At 63.0% G+C, this 18,587-nt stretch carries 18 protein-coding genes and 2 pseudogenes; 12 read left to right on the forward strand and 8 right to left on the reverse strand.

Annotation, left to right across the window (positions count from 1 at the left end; genetic code table 11):
• The first annotated feature begins 11 nt into the window (after positions 1-11).
• Entirely contained in the window at positions 12-1,808 is a 1,797-nt protein-coding gene (locus VJV41_RS13845; protein WP_414684953.1) for a putative bifunctional diguanylate cyclase/phosphodiesterase, read from the forward strand.
• Here the strand turns inward: VJV41_RS13845 and VJV41_RS13850 are convergent.
• Entirely contained in the window at positions 1,755-2,690 is a 936-nt protein-coding gene (locus VJV41_RS13850) for a hypothetical protein (RefSeq protein WP_325334609.1), read from the reverse strand. The two genes, VJV41_RS13845 and VJV41_RS13850, sit on opposite strands and share 54 nt — an antisense overlap.
• 510 nt (positions 2,691-3,200) lie before the next feature.
• Here VJV41_RS13850 and VJV41_RS13855 point away from each other — a divergent pair.
• Together VJV41_RS13855 and VJV41_RS13860 are read left to right on the forward strand one after the other, a co-directional pair.
• On the forward strand, positions 3,201-3,857 hold the full coding sequence (locus VJV41_RS13855) for a TetR/AcrR family transcriptional regulator (RefSeq protein WP_325334611.1): 657 nt from the start codon (positions 3,201-3,203) through the stop codon (positions 3,855-3,857).
• 75 nt (positions 3,858-3,932) lie between these two features.
• Positions 3,933-4,592 (forward strand): ScbR family autoregulator-binding transcription factor, encoded by a 660-nt coding sequence (locus VJV41_RS13860; RefSeq protein ID WP_325334613.1) that lies wholly within the window; start codon positions 3,933-3,935, stop codon positions 4,590-4,592.
• On the opposite strand, the gene VJV41_RS13865 is transcribed toward VJV41_RS13860, so the two are convergent.
• The gene (locus VJV41_RS13865; protein WP_325334615.1) at positions 4,593-4,955 is read right to left on the reverse strand and encodes a PAS domain-containing protein; all 363 of its coding nucleotides are present in this window, start codon (positions 4,953-4,955) and stop codon (positions 4,593-4,595) included.
• A 137-nt stretch (positions 4,956-5,092) separates the two neighbouring features.
• Here VJV41_RS13865 and VJV41_RS13870 point away from each other — a divergent pair, with 137 nt between their 5' ends.
• Positions 5,093-6,325: an acyl-CoA dehydrogenase family protein gene (locus VJV41_RS13870; protein ID WP_325334617.1), complete on the forward strand. Its 1,233-nt coding sequence runs from the start codon at positions 5,093-5,095 to the stop codon at positions 6,323-6,325.
• Positions 6,326-7,423: an acyl-CoA dehydrogenase family protein gene (locus VJV41_RS13875; protein WP_325334619.1), complete on the forward strand. Its 1,098-nt coding sequence runs from the start codon at positions 6,326-6,328 to the stop codon at positions 7,421-7,423.
• Positions 7,424-7,604: 181 nt separating this feature from the next.
• Here VJV41_RS13875 and VJV41_RS13880 read toward each other — a convergent pair whose 3' ends face one another.
• Positions 7,605-7,784 carry a hypothetical protein gene (locus VJV41_RS13880; RefSeq protein ID WP_325334621.1) on the reverse strand — a complete coding sequence of 60 codons (180 nt, stop codon included), beginning with the start codon at positions 7,782-7,784 and terminating at the stop codon, positions 7,605-7,607.
• An 18-nt stretch (positions 7,785-7,802) separates the two neighbouring features.
• On the opposite strand from VJV41_RS13880, the gene VJV41_RS13885 reads away from it, so the two are divergent.
• Positions 7,803-8,699, forward strand: a complete 897-nt coding sequence (locus VJV41_RS13885) for a DMT family transporter (RefSeq protein WP_325334623.1) — start codon at positions 7,803-7,805, stop codon at positions 8,697-8,699.
• Positions 8,700-8,829: 130 nt separating this feature from the next.
• Here the strand turns inward: VJV41_RS13885 and VJV41_RS13890 are convergent, their stop codons facing one another.
• The 3 genes from VJV41_RS13890 to VJV41_RS13900 form a co-directional block, all read right to left on the reverse strand.
• Positions 8,830-9,864, reverse strand: a complete 1,035-nt coding sequence (locus VJV41_RS13890; RefSeq protein ID WP_414684951.1) for an extracellular solute-binding protein — start codon at positions 9,862-9,864, stop codon at positions 8,830-8,832.
• Between the two features lie 393 nt (positions 9,865-10,257).
• Positions 10,258-11,250: a GGDEF domain-containing protein gene (locus VJV41_RS13895; RefSeq protein ID WP_325334627.1), complete on the reverse strand. Its 993-nt coding sequence runs from the start codon at positions 11,248-11,250 to the stop codon at positions 10,258-10,260.
• A gap of 344 nt (positions 11,251-11,594) precedes the next feature.
• Positions 11,595-11,987, reverse strand: coding sequence for a hypothetical protein (locus VJV41_RS13900; RefSeq protein ID WP_325334629.1), 393 nt, complete (start codon positions 11,985-11,987; stop codon positions 11,595-11,597).
• Positions 11,988-12,030: 43 nt separating this feature from the next.
• Between VJV41_RS13900 and VJV41_RS13905 the strand changes: the two genes are divergently transcribed.
• Positions 12,031-12,360 (forward strand): hypothetical protein, encoded by a 330-nt coding sequence (locus VJV41_RS13905; protein WP_325334631.1) that lies wholly within the window; start codon positions 12,031-12,033, stop codon positions 12,358-12,360.
• Between the two features lie 56 nt (positions 12,361-12,416).
• Here VJV41_RS13905 and VJV41_RS13910 read toward each other — a convergent pair whose 3' ends face one another.
• On the reverse strand, positions 12,417-13,112 hold the full coding sequence (locus tag VJV41_RS13910) for a DUF4189 domain-containing protein (RefSeq protein ID WP_325334633.1): 696 nt from the start codon (positions 13,110-13,112) through the stop codon (positions 12,417-12,419).
• A gap of 126 nt (positions 13,113-13,238) precedes the next feature.
• Here VJV41_RS13910 and VJV41_RS13915 point away from each other — a divergent pair, with 126 nt between their 5' ends.
• The 5 genes and pseudogenes from VJV41_RS13915 to VJV41_RS13935 all read left to right on the forward strand — a co-directional run bounded on the left by VJV41_RS13915 (position 13,239) and on the right by VJV41_RS13935 (position 15,319).
• A complete protein-coding gene (locus tag VJV41_RS13915) occupies positions 13,239-13,466 on the forward strand; it encodes a hypothetical protein (RefSeq protein WP_325334635.1) in 228 nt (75 codons plus the stop codon).
• A gap of 7 nt (positions 13,467-13,473) precedes the next feature.
• Positions 13,474-13,705: pseudogene (locus tag VJV41_RS13920) on the forward strand (IS481 family transposase); the annotation flags it as partial.
• 179 nt (positions 13,706-13,884) lie between these two features.
• Positions 13,885-14,530, forward strand: a pseudogene (locus VJV41_RS13925) (transposase); the annotation flags it as partial.
• Positions 14,531-14,585: 55 nt separating this feature from the next.
• Positions 14,586-15,152, forward strand: coding sequence for a dihydrofolate reductase family protein (locus VJV41_RS13930; RefSeq protein ID WP_325334637.1), 567 nt, complete (start codon positions 14,586-14,588; stop codon positions 15,150-15,152).
• A gap of 29 nt (positions 15,153-15,181) precedes the next feature.
• Complete coding sequence (locus VJV41_RS13935) at positions 15,182-15,319, forward strand: hypothetical protein (RefSeq protein WP_325334639.1); 138 nt, start codon at positions 15,182-15,184, stop codon at positions 15,317-15,319.
• Positions 15,320-15,866: 547 nt separating this feature from the next.
• Here VJV41_RS13935 and VJV41_RS13940 read toward each other — a convergent pair.
• Positions 15,867-17,777 carry a hypothetical protein gene (locus VJV41_RS13940; protein WP_325334642.1) on the reverse strand — a complete coding sequence of 637 codons (1,911 nt, stop codon included), beginning with the start codon at positions 17,775-17,777 and terminating at the stop codon, positions 15,867-15,869.
• Positions 17,778-18,587 lie beyond the last annotated feature (810 nt).

The raw sequence follows: 18,587 nt of genomic DNA on the forward strand, positions 1-18,587 counted from the left end.
CAACGCGATTGATGGCGGTGAATGCGGCTACCTCGGCCGTGGCAAGCCGCGAGGTGCTCGCCGAGCTCGTCGAGCACTTCGCCGTCGACGTGAGCTTCCTTCGCTACAACGATCACCAGCTACACGCCACGCGATTGATCGCGGAATGGCCGGTGCGACCCGACGTGCCGGATCCGGATCCTCTCGAACTGATTTATTTTGTGGACGCCGACCCCGTCTTCAAGCTCGCCGAAACCCTGAAGGAACCGGCCGTGTTTCGGCCGGAAGCGACAGACGAGTATCAGCGCACCATCGAGGAGGGTCGGCACATTCCGACCACCTCGATGGCGTGTGTGCCGCTCATCTCTGGGCACCTCACCACCGGCGTGCTCGGCTTCGTCAAGTTCGGCGACAGGGAGTGGACACCCGAAGAACTCAACGCGCTCAAGGCGATCGCGTCGCTGTTCGCACAGGTACAGGCGCGCATCGTCGCCGAAGAGCAGCTCCGCCACCTGGCCGAGCATGACGATCTGACCGGGCTGTACAACCGCCGCGCGCTGTTGGCTCACCTCGACGAACGGCTCGCCGCGGGGCAACCAGGACCAGTCTCGGCGTTGTTCTTCGATCTCGATCGGCTCAAGGCAATCAACGACTACCTCGGTCACACCGCGGGCGACTGGTTTATCCGCGTCCTCGCCCAACGGCTGCGGGAAGGCGCAGAGGGCCCGAACTTGATCGCCCGTCTCGGTGGGGATGAGTTCGTCGTGGTGCCGGCCATGCCGATGGACGCCGAGACTGCCGAGGCACTGGCCTATCGCCTGCAATCCGCGCTCCGCGAACGGGTGGCCATCGACGGCGAGATGCTGACCCGAACTGTGAGCATCGGGGTGGCACTTGGCGTTCCGGGCCGCGACACCACATCGGATCTGCTCCGCCGGGCAGACCAAGCCGTTCTCACCGCCAAGGGTTCGGGCGGCAACAAGGTCGCGGCGTTCTCCGACGACATGTCGCTGGAGAACGAGTTTCGCAACGATATCGAGCTTCACCTGCAGAACGTGATCGAAAACGGCTCGCTGTTACTGCATTACCTGCCCGAGGTCGATATGCGGACTGGCGAGATTCTCGCGGTCGAGGCGCTGGTGCGCTGGCAGCATCCGACGCGCGGACTACTCGCCCCTGAGTCGTTCATCGGCGTGGCCGAGTCGATCAACCTGGCCGGAGAACTGGGACGCTGGGTGATGCGCTCGGCGTGCGCCGAGTTCGCCCGATGGCGCGGTCGCGGTGTCGGACACCAAGCGGTGCTGCGAATCAACGTCTCACCGGTGCAGTTGGTCACCGACGGCTTCGTGGAATCCGTCGCCGGCATCGTCGCCGAATTCGGGCTCGAAGGCGCGGCGGTATGCCTGGAGATCACCGAAAGCGTGGTGGTCCAAGACATCGAGACGACCCGCATCACGCTCGCCGGGCTCAAGGAGGTAGGCGTACAGGTCGCCATCGACGACTTCGGCACCGGGTACAGCGTGTTGTCGCACTTGAAGTCCCTTCCGGTCGACACGCTGAAGATCGACAAGGGGTTCGTGCGCGAATTGGGTTCCAACCCCGGCGATCTCGCTATCGTTCGGGCGGTCATTGCGCTGGCCGAGGCCTTCGGTCTGCAGCTGGTGGCCGAGGGCGTGGAAACCGAAACCGCTGCACTGACATTGCTACGGCACGGATGCCACCGCGCTCAGGGCTTCCTGCTTTCCCGCCCCGTCGCCGGCGATGCGATGGAGGCACTACTGGCCGAGGGGCGGATCCCCGTTCAGTTTTCTGCTGCGCCACGTCTGTAAGTAAGTGTGCGTCTCGCCCAGGCCGGCCTGCAGCGCGCGGTTGTTGGGCCGGCAAGTCGGGGCACCGTGTGCGAGAGGCTCGGAGGTCAGCAGCTCGACGCGACCGAACCGGCTGCCTGTCCGACCGACCAGGCAGATGCGCAGCGGCACCGTACCCACGGCGAATTCCTGCCGCGCGGACACGTCCTTCTGAAGGCTGTCGGCGGCGATGTGCACACCGTGCCAGGCTCGAATCGCCAGTGGCCCGTCCGGTGTGCTGAATACCGCCCCGACCACTTCGCCTTCCTCGAATAGGATGCGCTGAAGCTCGCAGTTCGGCTGCGCCTCGATCTGCCGGTCGCGGGCTTGAGCGGTCAGCCAATCGACCACGGAGCCGCCCACGTCATCGGGGTCCGGTGTCATGGACCCGATTTCGACGACTTCGATCGTGTCGCCGTCGGGAGCACGAAACGTCTCCGACGGCCAATCGGAGACCCGGGTGTAGAGATATCCGGACGGCGAGGCCAGGCACCGCGCGGTCCAATCCCGAAGCCTGGCGCCAACAAACGGAGGGACGGTGCCACGAGGGTCGACTGGCTCCAGTTGGTGCGCCGATCTGATTGGAACGTCGACATCGGACGTGGATCGTCTCAGCGGGCCGACGTCGGCCGACAGCGCCGCGAAGTACTCGTTGGTCTCCGCATCCCACACTTCGACATCCAGCCACGGAATCAGGCTGTCGACCCGCGAACGCGTCGCCAGAGGGCTGGGGCCTGGGCGAGCCGCGCCATGTGGGCTCGCGACGAACACCTCGCCGCCCATGTCGACGGCCGAAATGGCGCGTGCCAACCCGGCCACACCCGAGCCGGAACAGACCACGTCGACTTCGTCGTCCCAATCCACCGTTAACTACCTCGATATTGCTGTTCAGGCCGGCGCCCGCGCCGACCAGCGCGCCAACCCGCACCTTTGGCTAGCGAGCATACAGGGAAATATCGAGGCGAACCGCCCGCCGACGTAGAGTTGCGACGGCCCGCGCAGGGATTCTATGAGGTTTGCCAGATCATGCTATGGCAACGGCAGTAAAATACCACGGAGCAACAATTCGGTGCTCCCCAGCTTGATTCGGGCGCGACATATATGGCCTCAAAAGAGAAAATACCGGTTCTGTCGCGCTCGCCGAACCGGAAGTCATCATATTACGAAGTTTACATACTTTTTCGCTGTTATAGCGCGGAGTGGATGACTTACGGTATTTTCCGTTTGATTTGCCTTGGGCGCTCGCTCATTCCATCGAGGAGGGCAGTTGACGCGTTTGCCGCTCCGACCGGTTTGCCCTCGGGAATTGACTAATTTACGGATTCGGCGTTTATCCGCCGGCCAGCGATGCCGTCTAGATTTCGAGGTCTCGCAGTGACCGTTCCTCTCGACAGACGGGCGGACGCCACGCGGCTACAGATTCTCCGCGCGGCGTCACGCCAGTTCGCGCACAAGTCGTACAACTTCGTGAGCCTCGATGACATCCTGGCCGACGCGAACGTCACCAAGGGCGCGATGTACTTCCATTTCCGGTCGAAGCATGCACTGGCGTCGGCAATCGTCGAGTACCGGGCGAAGGTGGCGCGCGCGGCGGTGGGCGAACTGCTGGCCCGCAAACTCTCCGGCCTAGAGACCTTGATCGACATCTCCTTCCTCGTCGCGATCGATGACATCGGCGACGAGTCGGCTCGAGCAGGACTCAATCTGCTGGAATCCATTGGGCAGACCGACGGCCTGCGGGGGGACGTGCTTGGGCAATGGGTTGCGGTTTTCACCGAGATCACCCGTAAGGCCGTCGAAGAAGGCGACATCGTCTCGGATCCCGAGACCGTCGCCAAGCTGCTGGTGTCGATGTATCTGGGACTGCGGCAAACTGGCGATCTCGCCGAGCCTGAGCGGTTCCTGCGCGAGTTCGAAAGTGTGTGGGTGATCGTGTTGCCCGGCTTCACCAAACCTGAGCGGATCGCCTATGTGACGCAGTTCATCAAGCGACGCACAGCGATTGCGATGAAGAAGGCGCGACCCCTGTGACCGAATCAATTAGGATCCCGGTCCAGGCCCTCACCACCCGGGTAGGCCGACGGAACTTCCGGAGGTACTCGGACAATGGTGCGCCAGGCCCGATCCGAGGCTACTCGCAGAAAGATCATCACATCTGCGGTCGAGGTGTTCAACGAGATCGGTTATCCGGCTGCCGGATTGGGCGACATCATCGAGCGCGCCGAGATGACCAAGGGTGCGCTGTACTACCACTTCGATTCGAAGGAAGCGCTGGCGACCGCGATCATCGAAGAAGCCAGCGCGAACCTGATGAACGCCTTCCAGGGCATCGCCAAATCATCCGCGCCCGCGCTCGAAGGCATCATCCATGGCGTCTTCGTCGTCGCCGACCAGCTCAGTACCGACAAGGTGGCCCGCAGTGGAACATACCTTTTGCGCGCGTTCGGTGAATTCAACGACGCCGCCGCCCGCACGTATGCCGGCTGGGTGACCGAGATGACGGCGTCCACAGTGCAGGCCGTCGCCGAGGGTGACCTTCGCGCGGACCTCGATGCGCAGGCTGTCAGCGAAACGATTGTCGCCGCGATGCTGGGGGCGGAACTGTTGTCGAACGCGACCGCCGCCGGAGCCGACGTCCTTGAACGGGTCGCCCGCACATGGACGGTCCTGCTGCCGGCGATCGTCAGCGCCGAATCGTTGCCCTACTTCTGCGAGTTCTTGGCGCGCGAGTCGCTGCGGCAGTCGACGATGCCGCTCGCGGAGTAATCAGGGTTCGTCGACCCACAACCGTTCGGTCAGATCCTGGAATGTCGCCAGGGCCACTGGGTCGTCGCCGCGCAACAAAGCGGACTTGCTCATCCGGGCGCGGACGATCGAGCTGTCCTCGTGTATCAATTCGACAACCAGATCGGCATGCGCCCGCACAGCCGATACAGCGGACCCGTCACTGGGCATGGTGTGAAAGATCTGTCCGAACCTGAGCGCCTTGACCGCGTCAAGAGTGCGGCCGACCATCTCCGCGAACGCTGTGTTGGCGAACAGGATCGTGCCGTCCTCGGCGATGGCGAGAACCGGGACCGGAATACGTTCCAGCACCACCAGTGCCGGCAGGTCTGCAAGAAGGGCCATCGGGGATTGGTCGTCTCGGCCGTCTCGTCGCCGCTCCACAATCCCGATTATGCCGGAACGCAGCGACCTGCCGTCGCTCACTTAACTAACTAGGTTTACTCTGTCTGCATCACGCCCCGCGGACGGAGGGAATGTCGATGGACCTGACGTGGTCGACCGCCGATTTGGCATTTCGTGATGAGGTGCGGGCGTTTCTCGAGGAGAAGCTGACGCCTGAGCTGCGGCAGGCCGGCCGTCTCATGACGAGCGTCTACGCCGACCACGCCGCGAGCATGCAATGGCAGCGGATACTGCACGAACGCGGCTGGGCGGCGCCGGCGTGGCCGGTGCATTACGGCGGTTGTGCTTGGAGCCTGACGCAGCACTACGTCTTCAGCCGCGAATCCACACTGGCCGGAGCACCGTCGCTGTCACCGATGGGAATCCGGATGGTCGCCCACGCGATCATCGCGTTCGGCACCGAGGCGCAGAAGGAGTACTTCCTGCCGCGGATCCTGACCGGCGAAGTGTTCTTCTGCCAGGGGTATTCCGAGCCGGAGGCAGGCTCCGACCTAGCATCGCTGTCGATGGCCGCGGTCGACGACGGCGACCACCTCTTGTGCACCGGAAGCAAGATCTGGACGACGCATGCGCGCGAGGCGAACTGGATGTTCGGCCTGGTGCGCACGTCGCGGACCGACAAGAAACAACAGGGCATCACGTTCGTGCTGATCGACATGACGTCGCCGGGCATTCAGATCCGGCCACTGGTCATGACGTCGGGCGAGGAGATCCAGAACCAGGTCTTCTTCGACGAGGTGCGGGTGCCCAAGTCGAATGTTCTCGGCGCGATCGACGACGGCTGGACCGTTGCAAAGTACCTGCTGGAGTTCGAGCGCGGCGGGGGCGCGTCGTCGCCCGCACTACAGGTGATGGCCGAGGAGATCGCCGCGGCGGCCGCGGATCAGCCGGCGCCGGCCGGCGGGCGGTTGATCGACGATCCGGCGTTTGCGCGCAAGCTCGCCGATGCCCGTATCCGCACGGAGGTGCTGGAGATCCTGGAGTATCGCGTGTTGGCCACCGTGTCCGAGGGCGGCAATCCGGGCGCAGCGTCGTCGATGCTCAAGGTGCTGGCCACCGAATTGAGCCAGGCGCTAACCGAATTGGCGATGGAGGCGGCCGGTCCACGCGGGCGGGTGTATCAGCCGCACGCGACGCGGCCTGGGGGCCCGGTGTCCGAGTTCGAGCCGCCTGCCGACGGATATGTCAGCGGCGAGCCGTGGCAGGCCGCCGCCCCGCTGCATTACTTCAACGACCGGGCCGGCTCAATTTTTGCCGGCAGCAACGAGATTCAGAGGAACATTCTCGCGAAGGCGGCATTGGGGCTGTAGATGGACTTCAATCTGAGCAAGGAACAGGAACTGCTGCGCGACGGGCTTCGCAAGTTTCTGTCGACGCGTTACGACCTGGAGAAGAGCCGCGCCGCCGCCAAGACCGGGGCTGGTTGGCAGCCGGATATCTGGCGAGGGTTGGCCGAGGAACTCGGCATCCTCGGCGCTGCGCTGCCCGAAGATGTCGGTGGAATCGGCGGCGGCGCAGTCGAAGTGATGGTCATCGCCGAGGCGCTGGGTCACGCGCTGGTGATCGAGCCGTATGTGGACACCGTCGTGGTGGCGGGCGGACTGCTCGGGCGAGCCGGCGCCACTGCGTTGCTGTCGAAGGTCGTCGAGGGAACCGCGATCGTCGCGTTAGCCGCCGCCGAACCTGACTCGGGTGACGATTGGCAAGACGTGTCGACAGTGGCCGAGCGGTTCGGTGACGGGTGGGTGCTGCGCGGGTCGAAGATCGTCGCCATGAGCGCACCGCTGGCAACGCATCTACTAGTCACAGCGCGCACGACTGGCGGGCTCTCACTGTTTCTGGTCGACGCCGACTGGTCGGCGATCGAGGCGCATCACTACCGGACCGTCGATGACCGCCGCGCCGCCGACCTGGTGTTCGACGGTGTGCGAGGCGCGCTGCTCGGCGAGGAAGGTCAGGCGTGGCCGTCTCTGGCACAGGCACGCGACGAAGGCGCGGCGGCGATCTGTGCCGAGGCGGTGGGCGGTATGCGAAAAGTCTTGGCAGACACAGTCGAATACTGCAAGCAGCGTCACCAGTTCGGTCAGCCGATCGGCAGCTTCCAGATGTTGCAGCACCGGATGGTCGATATGTACATGGAGCTCGAGCAGGCGGTTGCCGCGGTGTATCTGGCGGTGCTCAACCTCGAGGCCGCGCCGGAGGTGCGCGCTCGGGCTGTGTCTGCGGCCAAAGCGACTGTGGGGCGTGCCGCCCGTTTTGTCGGTCAGCAGGCGGTGCAGCTGCACGGCGGGATGGGCATGACCGAAGAACTCGCGATCGGACATTACTTCAAGCGGCTCACCGCTTTTCAATACGAATTCGGGTCAACGGACTTTCACGTTGCGCGGTATACGGAGTTGACTCGGTGATTTCGGCGCGCGTATACGCGCTCAGCGCACGCGGAGCGCGACGCCGTCGGTGACCGTCAACAGCTGTTCATAGGTCAGCGGCATCACCGAGTCGGGCGTGCCGGCCGCGGTCCAGATGAGCGGATATTGCGCAAGAGTCTCGTCGACGACTCAGTGTCCACCCGATGCGCACCGCTGGACATCACCAGCAACGGCTCACTGTCACACTCGAAGACCAGACTGTTGGGATCGCGCCGACCTCGCAGCCGAGTTGTTCGGCGGCAGCGACCGCGGTCTTGGCGTCGGCGTCGAGAATCTTGATCTTCGGCTCGACGCCGGCAGCGGCGACAGCGTCGGCCACTCGGGAATTTCGGTTGTCCACGTTTCGTAGGGTATGGATGTGGGCTCGCGTGGATGGATCCTGTTCCTCGCGATGAGCATCATCTGGGGCATCCCCTATCTGATGATCAAGGTCGCGGTCGAGGGCGTATCGGTGCCGGTGCTGGTCCTTGCCCGCACCGCCGTCGGGGCGGCGGTTCTCTTGCCGCTCGCATTCTCGCGCCAAACATCGACGATCGTGCGGAACCACTGGAAGGCGCTGCTGGGTTTCGCGTTCTTCGAGATCATCGCCGCGTGGTGGCTGCTGTCGGACGCCGAACGCCATCTGACGAGCTCGATGACCGGTCTACTCATCGCCGCAGCGCCGATCATCGCCGCGTTCCTAGACCGCGTCACCGGCGGAGAACGGCTGGGCGTCAAACGGATTCTCGGTCTGACCATCGGCATCTCGGGCGTGGCGGTGCTCGCAGGCCCGAACATCGGCGGGAACACCTGGCCGGTCATCGAGGTGCTTCTGGTGGCGACGTGTTACGCAATCGCCCCGCTGATCGCCGCGCGATACCTCGCAGACGTTCCGACCTTGCCGATGACTGCGGTGTGCCTGGGTTTCGCCGCGCTTGTGTACGCCGCGCCCGCGGCCGCGACCTGGCCCGACCAAATGCCTTCCACCCGTGTGCTTTTGGCGCTGGGAGGGCTCGCGGTGATCTGCACGGCGATTGCGTTCATCGTGTTCTTCGCGCTGATCCGTGAAATCGGCGCGGCGCGCGCTCTGGTCTTCACCTACATCAATCCGGCGGTGGCCCTGGCGGCCGGTGTGATCGTGTTGAACGAACCGTTGACCGCATGGAACGTGGCCGCGCTCGCGCTCATCCTGGCCGGTTGCATCTTGGCGACCCGGCGACCGAAGGAACAGGCTCCCGATATCTCATCGGAGCCGACGACGGTGGCACCGAGATAATGGCCGATCCTTTCGGTGGTCGGCGGCCCACCAGTCACGAACGACAGACGGGACTGCCTTGGGATGCGTCATACCGCGACGGCCCTGCGCCATGGGATATCGACCGACTGTCAAGCGGACCGACGCTTGATCACCGCGTCGCCTCGTTGAAGACGCGTGTGATCGAGCCGTTCTTGATGTCGAAGAATCGAAGCTGGACTTGTCTCCAGCCTCCCAGGTCGGCGATCGTCCACAGCGTTGGCGGCACTGGGAAGTCGCGGGCGAATTCCGCTGTCACGTCGGGTTGTACGGGGCGAAAGCCCGCTCTGGCCCACAGCCGCTGCGCCTCGGTGGTGTAGAGGAATCTCACCAATTGGGCGGCGGCGTCCGAGTGCGCGCTGGTGCTCACGACCGCGACTTGATAGTCGGTCTTCAGTGTCTGAGGCGGCGTGATGTGCTCGACCGGCTTGCCTTGCCTTTCGAGGTTGATGGCATTGGCCTCCGGAGTGATCAACACGTCGCCACTGCCGCTGTTGAAGGCGTCGGTGGCCTCCCGGAGGGTCGTCGGGCCGATCTTGACGTGCTCGAGCACCATGCTGCGGATGTAGTCCATGCCGGCTTGGGGATCCTTGTTTCCGTCACTCATCGCGGCGTACCCGGCGAGCAACGCCCATTTTCCGGAGCCCACTGGTGTCGGATTGGGAACGATCACTTCGATACCCGGCTGTAGCAGATCAGACCAGTCGTGGATTTGCCGCGGATTGCCCTGACGCACCACCAAAGTGATCAATGAACCGAACGGGTTGCCCCGATCCGGGCCGGCGTTCCAGTCGGCGGCGACCCGCTGGGCCTTCACAAGCTGGGTGACGGTGGGTTCGTCGGCGAAGTTGACGACGTCAGCCGGTTGACCGTCTAAGACGGCCTTCGCCTGATCGCCGGACGCTCCATAGGAGGCGCTCACGGTGATGCCGCTGCCCTCGGGGGTAGCGGCGAACGCCGGGAGAACGGCGTTCCAACCGGGCTCGGAGGCATTGAAGGCCAACACAGACAGCGTGTTCTCGGCTGTTCGATTATCCGTCCGTCCCGCTTCCGCGACTTCGCCGCACGCAGCTACAGCTAAAACCATTGCCAAGATCGCGCTGATAGTCACAGCGTGAAACCAATGCTCCCTGTCGCGCCCGCTCATTACGCGCATCGAGATAACCCATCTCCGAGACGAAAATTTGCACGGCCGTTAAATGGTAACGTACCTTTTGCGCCGTGTCGGTATGTTGGGCCGAAAATGTCGTCGCGGGCCGGCAAACGCGTCCCCGCTACAGGACCCGAGCGAATAGCGAACCATCTTGTCTTGCATTTATGCCCTTCGGCCAGGCAAATAACCCCAGGTCAGACAGAGTAGCGAAGACAGCTAAGTTACGGTATTGTCAATTTTGCCTCTTCGCGGAGGCCTAGGTCCCGGCCGTTACCCCCCGACGGCCGGGACCGCTTATTTGTGGGCGTCTTCGGTCCCGAAATGACAAACCGCGCATTAGGGCGCGGGCTCGAAAAGGCAGGGTTGATCAATTCGGCCCGATGACGATTACGCGTTGGCGGCGCCGCCAAAATCATCACGGAGGGGACGTCCCCTGCTCTGATATAGGGCGGCATCGGCCTGGGCATACAGTTCCGCGATGCTCGCGTTTAGCGGTGTCTGCGTGGCCGTGCCGAGGCTCACCGCGGGCGTATTCAACTGAATACTGCGAAGGAACTCCTCGACGACGTCGGGGCTTTCCCCGGCAATGCAGACGGCGAACTCGTCGCCCCCTAGTCGGGCCAAGACAGCGCGTCGAGGAACGGCTTGTGCCCAGTGGTGTGCGTACTCCGTGATGCGACGGTCCCCGGCTTGATGTCCGTATGTGTCGTTGAGGCTCTTGAGACCATCGATGTCGAGAGCGACGACAGTGACGGTTGCCGCAGCCGCTCGGGACCGGGCAAGCAGATCGGTCGTTGCGATCTCCCAGCCCGCGCGATTGAGGAGACCAGTCAGGGGGTCCGTGCATGCCGCAGTGAACGTCGCACGCATGAGAAGTCCGAAGGACTCGGCCGCTACCGTGATCGCCACGACGATGATGAGAAAGGTAATGACACCCACGTGCGGCGCCGGAGCGACAGCGACGGCGATCACGCAGGCAGCAATGAGCGAAACGATCAATGCCCACGCATGGTGGGGTGGATGGAATGCCCGCAGGTACATCGCCAGGAACATCGGGCCGATCAAGCAGACGTACTCGGCAGTCATCGTGACGTGAAAGGCCATCACGATGGGGGTGGCCGCAATCGCAATCACGGTGGCCAACGTGACGCGATCCGGCTTGATAGCTAGGTACGCCAGCGCCAACGTCCCGAGGAAGATGGCGATGATTCCGCCGATCGGGTTGCCATAGGTAAGGTCGGCGCGCACCGGAAACAGCGTGAATACGACCCCGTATATATAGAGAAATGTCGTAGCGCTCAGATAGATTCGCAACAACCGCACTCGCTGCTTACCGTAGAAATGGTTGTTCGCGTCGGCGAGTGAGCTGACGCGATACATGAGGTAACCTGCCTGCGCCCGAGTCGGTCATCAACCGCGAGGTCAACGACCACATTATCGGGTTCTCCTACGAAATCGCGCCATTCTGCTCGATAGCTGGACAAGATCTGATCGACCGCGTTTCTCCAGATTCGAGACGCATTTTGGGTTAGAGCAAGCGGGTCGGCCGGCGATAGTCGCCCAAGCCGACATCGAGGGGCTCTGCCTCTCAATCGCAAACGGCTTCGCCGGTCACGCAGCGCGGCGGGAAGTACGTCTTGAACTGCGGTTTCTGTTCCTTCGAGTTGTTCGGCGGGCAGGCGCAAACCGGCATCAAGAATCCATCAAGGGTTGTCTCATTTGATTTAGCCTCGCGCGCAATTGAGTTCACGAATCGGGCTGCTGCACTTCGAGATTCGCGGCTCCAACGAATGGCCACCCATCGACGCCATCGGTGGATAGCGGATGGACCGAACACCCTCCACGCCAGGGTCCGGTTGCGAAACGTTTTCGATTGTTTTGCCGAAGCGGATCCGTACTCGTTGGTACGGTGCCGGTTGACGAAAGGCAATGATCATGATGCGCAAAACCCGAAACACCTCTGCCTTGGCAGCCGTGGCGATGGCGATCGGTTTAGTTGCCTCGGCTTGCAGCGGTTCTTCAGACTCCGGGACGCAGAAAACGACTGAAGCCGCGACAAGCGCGACTTCCAGCAGCCCCGCAGCCGCGACCGCTGCCCCCAGCGCAGCCGCGACCACAACGTCGCCGGGCACGGCAACGGCCGCCCCAGGCGGCGCGGGCGTGCAATCGCTGTTACCCACACCGCCGAACAGTCAGCAGACCAAAGGTCCTGACAACATTGCGGACAGCGGCATCCACACGTACTTCCAAGTCAACGGATCACCGAATGAGGTGATGGACGCGTACAAGGCCGCGCTCGAAGGCAAGGGCTGGCAGGTGACGACCATCGTGACCTCAAACGGCGGAGGAGGGGGCGGCGGCGCCACCTACACCGGAACCAACGGCGACGCCTACGGCGTCTTTGATGGCGGCGGGTTCGAAACCACTACCTACCTCAACGTCTGCGCATGGCCGACAAAGCCGGCAAACCCGAACTGCAGTCGCGGATAGGCGATAACGGCCTGCTCACCGCTGATCGCGTGTGAGCAGACAGCTCGCCGGTTCGCTCAGAAGTAGTGCGTGGCCGTAGTGCTGGTGCCGTTGTCACAGGTGATCGTCACCGTCCAATTCCGGAACTGTGGAATCGCCGGAACGATCCTGAGGTCGTAGGTGGAGTTGGCCGGCAGCGCGAAGCTGCGGTTGATGTAGTCGGTCGCGTACGTGCACTGCGACGACACGCCGCTGCGGTCCGTGATGTGGGCCTCCAGACCACCCACGACCACATCCCAAGAGACCGTCGGGCCTTGCTTGGGGGCCGGAGGCTGGCTCGGAGGCTGCTGCGGGTTGGTGCAGCCCGACACCACGATGTGTGCGCCCTGTTGGTTCTGCAACTTACTCGTGGCGGCGCTTTGGGCCGCAGAGAGATTTGCGTCGGTCGCGCCTGCAAATTCGCCGTAGTCGTTGGCAGCGGCTGCGGCGCAAGCGTTCTTGGCACTGGCCTCGAGGACGCAGTGGCTACCGCCGTTGTTCTGACAGTTGGATAGCGCGTTAATGCCGGTCTGTTGCTCGTCGGTTCCGACGGACATGCCACCGATGGACACAACGGGCGGGTTATCGTTCGCGAGTCCTACCGCAACGACGACGTACTGGTCGGCGGCATTGGCCGGCGTAGCAAGGCCGACCAGCCCGGCCCCGGCGCCGACTGCAAGGAGCATGGCGGCCGCGGCGATCCGAGCTCGCCGTCCCAAGGTGTTTCTTGTCATGATGTTTTCATCCCCTATCCACGCCCCTGAAATTCCCCACGGAATTACGGACTTCTTTCGTTGGCAACTAGGTGGGGCCTTGTGAATGTCCTGAGTATTCGCCTATACGCAGACGGATTCACGCGAATGAGCAAATACACGCGTGATGCAGGGATCGCTGAAACGCAAGGCCTGCGACATGTCCGCCAGCGCGGCCTCACGGACGATCAGGTTGATGAAGCAGTGAAGTTGTATGCCGATGGCAAGTCGCTGTATCGCATCGACGACCACTTCGGCGTCGACCACACCGCCGTCTGGCAGCAGCTCAAGATGCGGGGTGTCAAGATGCGCGACAGCCATGGGCGCGAGACCTAGGTGTAGCTCCCGCCTTGCCTACACGGAAGCGCTTCCAGACGAGAAGGCCACTACCGCAATCGGATTCATGCACCGAGCCCGAGCATGGTTCGCCGCGCTCGGCATCACCCGAATCGAGCGGATCATCACCGACAATGGAGCGTGCTACCGAGCCGACGCCTTCGCGCGGGCCATGCTCGGAGCGCGCCACCAAAGAATCAAACCCCTACACCCCACACCATAACGGGAAAGTGGAGCGGTAAAACCGTTCCATATGCCGAGGGCATTTGCGCGCTCTTGCTCTGATGTCCATGCGTGCGCAAAGAGGAATTCTTTGGCGAGAATTCTCATGGCCTCGTACACCTAGGTGTGGGTGTCTCACAACGTTGGTCACGCGGAGATGGCACCAACCAGTCGGTAATAATGGAGGGAGCCCAGCTCGCACGAGTCGTGGGCCGACCTGCCGCGCGACTGCCGCCGCCGCGGCATGCGTGCCCCGATCCTCGCGGTCGGCGACGGTGCGCTGGGCTTCTGGAAAGCGCTACGCGAAGTCTTCCCGCAGACGAAGGAGCAGCGTTGTTGGTTCCACAAGCAGGCGAATGCCCTTGCTGCGCTTCCGAAGTCGGCACATCCGGCGCGCAGGCGGCGATGAAGGAAATCTAAAAGGCCGAGGACGCCGACAAGGCGCGGGCGGCGATCACCGCGTTCGAACGAGACTACGGCGCGAAGTTCCCGAAGGCCGCCGCGAAGATCGTCGACGACGCCAACGTGCTGCTGGAGTTCTACCACTACCCGGCGGAGCATTGGATCCATCTGCGCACGACGAACCCATCGAATCTACTTTCGCGACAGTGCGTTTGAGGAGCAAGGTCACCAAGGGGCCGGGCTCGCGGGCGGCCGGGCTCGCGATGGCGTTCAAGCTGATCGAGGCCGCTGAGGCACGCTGGCGCGCTGTGAACGCGCCGCACCTGGTCGCCCTCGTTCGGGCCCGAGCTGTGTTCGAGAAGGGCAAACTCATAGAACGACCGGTCGATTCGTCAACTACGAAGGGGCCGCCTGACGCTCGCCCATCCACAAGGATTTGACAATATCTCATGTGGCGTCGCGATGAGTTTTGCCCTTCGGTGCAGTCTGATCTGCATGGGCAAACTCATCTACGGCTTCAACGTGTCGGTGGACGGGTATATCGCGGACGCACAAGGCAACATCGACTGGTCCGATCCGAGCGAAGAACTGCACCAGTACTGGAACGACTTCGAGCGGGAGACCGCCCTATCGTTCTACGGGCGGCGGCTCTACGAACTGATGTCCGCGTACTGGCCGACCGCCGACAAGACCCCGGACGCCACCCCTCTGATCGTCGACTTCGCCCGCATCTGGCGCGACATGCCTAAGGTCGTGTTCTCGCGCACCCTGGAGTCCGTCGACTGGAACTCCCGCCTGGAACGCCGCGATCCGGTCGAGGTGGTGACGAAGCTGAAAGCCGAAACCGACGGCAGGCTGGAGGTGGCCGGCGCGACGCTGGCCGCACCGATCGTGCAGGCCGGACTGGTGGATGAGTACAGGATCGTGGTCACGCCCACCGCCGTGGGCGGCGGCACACCGTTCTTCCCGACACTACCGTCATGGATCTCGCTGCGACTGTTGGAGAACCGCACCTTCCCGGGCGGCACGGTCCTGCTGCGCTACGAGGCGAAACACGACTGATCGGACATGCACAGCCAGGTGACGTGCGGATGCACTACGAGGTACACGACTCGAGCGGCACCCCCTTACTGCTGTTGCACGGCGGCCTGTTCGACATCCACCAGCAGTTCGGCGAACTGCTACCCGGGAAACTCGACGAACCGCCAACCACCGAGGAGGCCGCCTGAAACTCGCTCATCCGCAGGTCTTGACAATATCTCGCAGCGGCATGGGCCAGCGCCAAGGGCTGGCGCGGCGGCGGTGTGCCGTAGTGGGTCTCGAGCGTGTCGATGGCATCGAGCGTCCATCACTCAGCGCCGGTACATCAACAATGGTGGCGATGACACCGGACTACCCGTGCTACGAAACTGGCCGGGTTACGAAGGCACATTGGCGCAGCCGCTTCCCGACGAAGCGTCCCGCGCAGCACAGAATCAGGAAGTGTCAGAAGCGGACGCCTCCTCAGATGAATCGATCTCCGGCGCAAACTACACCCAACCCTTCCGAACACGGTTGAGCGTAAGATCCTCCACCCAGCGGTCCGGCGACCATCTCTCACAGCTGTCTTGGGGCGGGACCGGTTGTCTCCGGCCGCCCGACATGAGGGTGTTGCCCCGAGGCTCTCACGGAGCTATGCGTTGCGCGGACCTTACAGTGACGGTGCAGCACGCGGCGCTCTGTTAACTTCATGGGCTCGTTAGCTATTGCAACTCGATGGTCGACACAACTGGCGTCTTAGAGCCGATAGTCGAACGAAATGAACAGCCGCAGAGGGTTATTGCGCTGCCACCGCGTAGCGGGGGGAAACTGGTGAATGGTGTAGGGCGGCCGATACAGAATTTCGCCGGTCAAACCGGGCTGTGGCAGCCCCGGGCTTGGGAAGTCGATGGCTTGAATCTTCCACGGCGTACCGCCTTCTTGCCGCAGGCGAAGTATGCCCACCTGTTCCTCCACGAAGTATTCCGTCGGAGGTCCCCCGAGAATACAGTCGATCGAATGGCAGTTCTCTAGGGCACGAAATGTGTTGCCTGCCGCGCGACTTGGCGCGTCGCCTTCCCAGTCGCCCGGATCGAAGTCGGTGCCCTTGCACCAGTCGATGTGAGCGGCTTGCCGCTGTAAATACGCATCTTTGCGGTCAACACGGATCGTGACCTCTAGGTCGTTTTCGTCGAAGTCATCGTGGAACAGAAGCCGACACTGTCGTGCCATCCTTGCCAGAACGTATGCGGTGACCGATGTCGCCGTCCTGATCGCCGCTGGGTACGGTTTCGCCGCAAACGTGGCTTGACCCGCGAAGTCCCATGACTCGATGCGCGATCGAACGGTCTCGGGGGTGTCCTTATCGATGACCGGTCCAAGCGAGTCGATCCGTCTCGTGCTGAACCGCAAGATCGCGGTGCCGCGGGTCGGATCATCGAGTTCTGGCCGAATGCCTTGGACCAGCACGGGCGCGATGGCACTACCGCGTTCGATGGGCGGGTAGTGGAAACCACGCTGCGCGGTGTCTGGTCGCACCTGACACGCGCCGACTCTTTGCTCGGCGATATCGAGCAGCCGGGTCGAAATCCGCTCGAGGGTTGCGCAGCGCGCCTTATCGTCTTGGTGTTCACTGCGTCGAATCGCCGAATGCCAGGACCGCTCCTCCGACTCCTCGATCCGCTCCTTCCATACCTGCTGCCCCTCGAGTGCGCGGGCGCACGCATCTGCGAACCACCGCTCGAAAACCTCGTCCCCGAGGCGACATGCCGCGTCGTATCCGGTCGTGGCCCACCGCACTACGGCCTCGCGGTTGAGTTCCCACTCAACGGCGACGATTGCTTGCAACATGGCAAGCTCCCAGCCACCAACTCGGCGGCCTAGCAGGTATTTGGCCGCTGAATCGAGGGCGGACACGTCAGCGCTGACCACGGAACCGCCGCCTAGTTGCAGCTCCGCAAGCCGGACGGCGAACACTGCCCCCACCATGCTTGCCGTCGCCCGTGATCGTGCCTGTTCCACCGCGGCATCGGATGGCCGATACCCCAGTCGGCCGGCGATCAGGCGCGACTCGAGAACCATGTTGTGCAGCTCGGCGGCCGAGCCGTGATCGCGCAGCTCGGCCGCTATCGTTTCGATCTGGCTATATTCACCCGCGCGGAGTGCGCACAGCAGGCTTTCGTGGGTCCAATTGAATCGAAGGAACTGTGGCAGCACATCCACCTGCCTGAGCAGCGAGGCCCAATCGGTGGCAGAGACCGTAACATCGCCCAGGGCAGCATATTTCGTCTGCCATGCGCTCCGAAGGACATCAAGTCGCTTGACGGCCGAGGACAGGTTTCCTTCGGCGCGATCGAGGCGGACCAAGTTCACCCAGGGTTGAAACGCAAATGCCATCAAGCCCGGGTTGGCTGACAGATGGGCCGACCGCTCGAGCCATCTGATCTCGGCCTCGCATAGGCGCCGTGCCATCGCGGCGCGGCCGAACATCGCTTCGGTCAGTGCCGCCAAGTTGAAACACTTGACCAGGGCGTAGACATGCGCGGAACCGCCGTTGACGACTCCCGGCGCGGAATCCAGTTGGCGCTCAATCAGACTCACCATCCGTGGAATCGGCGGCCGCAGCGAATGCTCCAGTGTGGCAAGCAGGTTCAACGGGGTGGTCAACACGATGCGACGTTCCTCGCCGCCACAAGGGGCGTGCCCGATCGGCAAGTTGCGCATATATGTTGCCGACCGCGTGCTCTCCAGAGGACTCGATCAGGCATCCTCAAAGCGTCGGGCACCGAAACATCCGCCGATGGGAGCTGCCCGAACGAGGTTACAAGCGGACTCCGGCGGGGCCTGGCCCGGAAGAGGCGCCTGGCCGTTGCTGATGACCACAACCAACGCCTACAACACCCGTCCTTCGAGGTGACCTGCATCTGCGTCACGGCGTTTGCCCGTCACCAAACCGTCTCCTGGCGACCACACTTGAATTCAAGTGCGGCACCAGTACTGACCACGGCGATACCGCGATACGCAGATGTCCTATCGCGCGGCCCGATACGAGCCAGTCGAAAATGCGGTACGCACAAACGCCCCGAGCGTACTGCGTTGAGGCAAGACTGCACGGTTCTGCGTTTATGACTGGCGAGATACTGCCCATAGGCGCGCAGTTTGTCACAGCGCTGATCGCATGGTCGGATAATGGGGCAAAAAACTGCGCCAATGCAGCTTCGAGAAGCTATTTCTTCTTGCACGGAGTCATCACAGGTAAATCGTCGGTGGCCGTGCGGTGAATAGCAATCCGTATGCACGCCGAAGGCGCTCTCCACGCATACGTTTGGAATCCGTTGAAGGAGGATCGTGTCAGGCGTAGCGGCGCGATGCAGCGATACCTACCGGTCCGTCGATCGGTGAGTCGCGCCTCGGCGGTCGAAGTCACGTCGGCGGGGTTTCGCCGCCCGACCGGCTTATTGTGGCCGTACGAGCGACCTC

The organism is Mycobacterium sp., from assembly GCF_035274705.1.
GTDB lineage: Bacteria > Actinomycetota > Actinomycetes > Mycobacteriales > Mycobacteriaceae > Mycobacterium.

Coding starts and splice junctions, on each gene's coding strand:
- VJV41_RS13845 (WP_414684953.1), top strand. CDS start 12: ATGGCGGTGAATGCGGCTACCTCGGCCGTGGCAAGCCGCGAGGTGCTC.
- VJV41_RS13860 (WP_325334613.1), top strand. CDS start 3,933: ATGGTGCGCCAGGCCCGATCCGAGGCTACTCGCAGAAAGATCATCACA.
- VJV41_RS13865 (WP_325334615.1), bottom strand. CDS start 4,955: ATGGCCCTTCTTGCAGACCTGCCGGCACTGGTGGTGCTGGAACGTATT.
- VJV41_RS13870 (WP_325334617.1), top strand. CDS start 5,093: ATGGACCTGACGTGGTCGACCGCCGATTTGGCATTTCGTGATGAGGTG.
- VJV41_RS13875 (WP_325334619.1), top strand. CDS start 6,326: ATGGACTTCAATCTGAGCAAGGAACAGGAACTGCTGCGCGACGGGCTT.
- VJV41_RS13890 (WP_414684951.1), bottom strand. CDS start 9,864: ATGAGCGGGCGCGACAGGGAGCATTGGTTTCACGCTGTGACTATCAGC.
- VJV41_RS13895 (WP_325334627.1), bottom strand. CDS start 11,250: ATGTATCGCGTCAGCTCACTCGCCGACGCGAACAACCATTTCTACGGT.
- VJV41_RS13910 (WP_325334633.1), bottom strand. CDS start 13,112: ATGACAAGAAACACCTTGGGACGGCGAGCTCGGATCGCCGCGGCCGCC.
- VJV41_RS13915 (WP_325334635.1), top strand. CDS start 13,239: ATGAGCAAATACACGCGTGATGCAGGGATCGCTGAAACGCAAGGCCTG.
- VJV41_RS13930 (WP_325334637.1), top strand. CDS start 14,586: ATGGGCAAACTCATCTACGGCTTCAACGTGTCGGTGGACGGGTATATC.
- VJV41_RS13935 (WP_325334639.1), top strand. CDS start 15,182: ATGCACTACGAGGTACACGACTCGAGCGGCACCCCCTTACTGCTGTTG.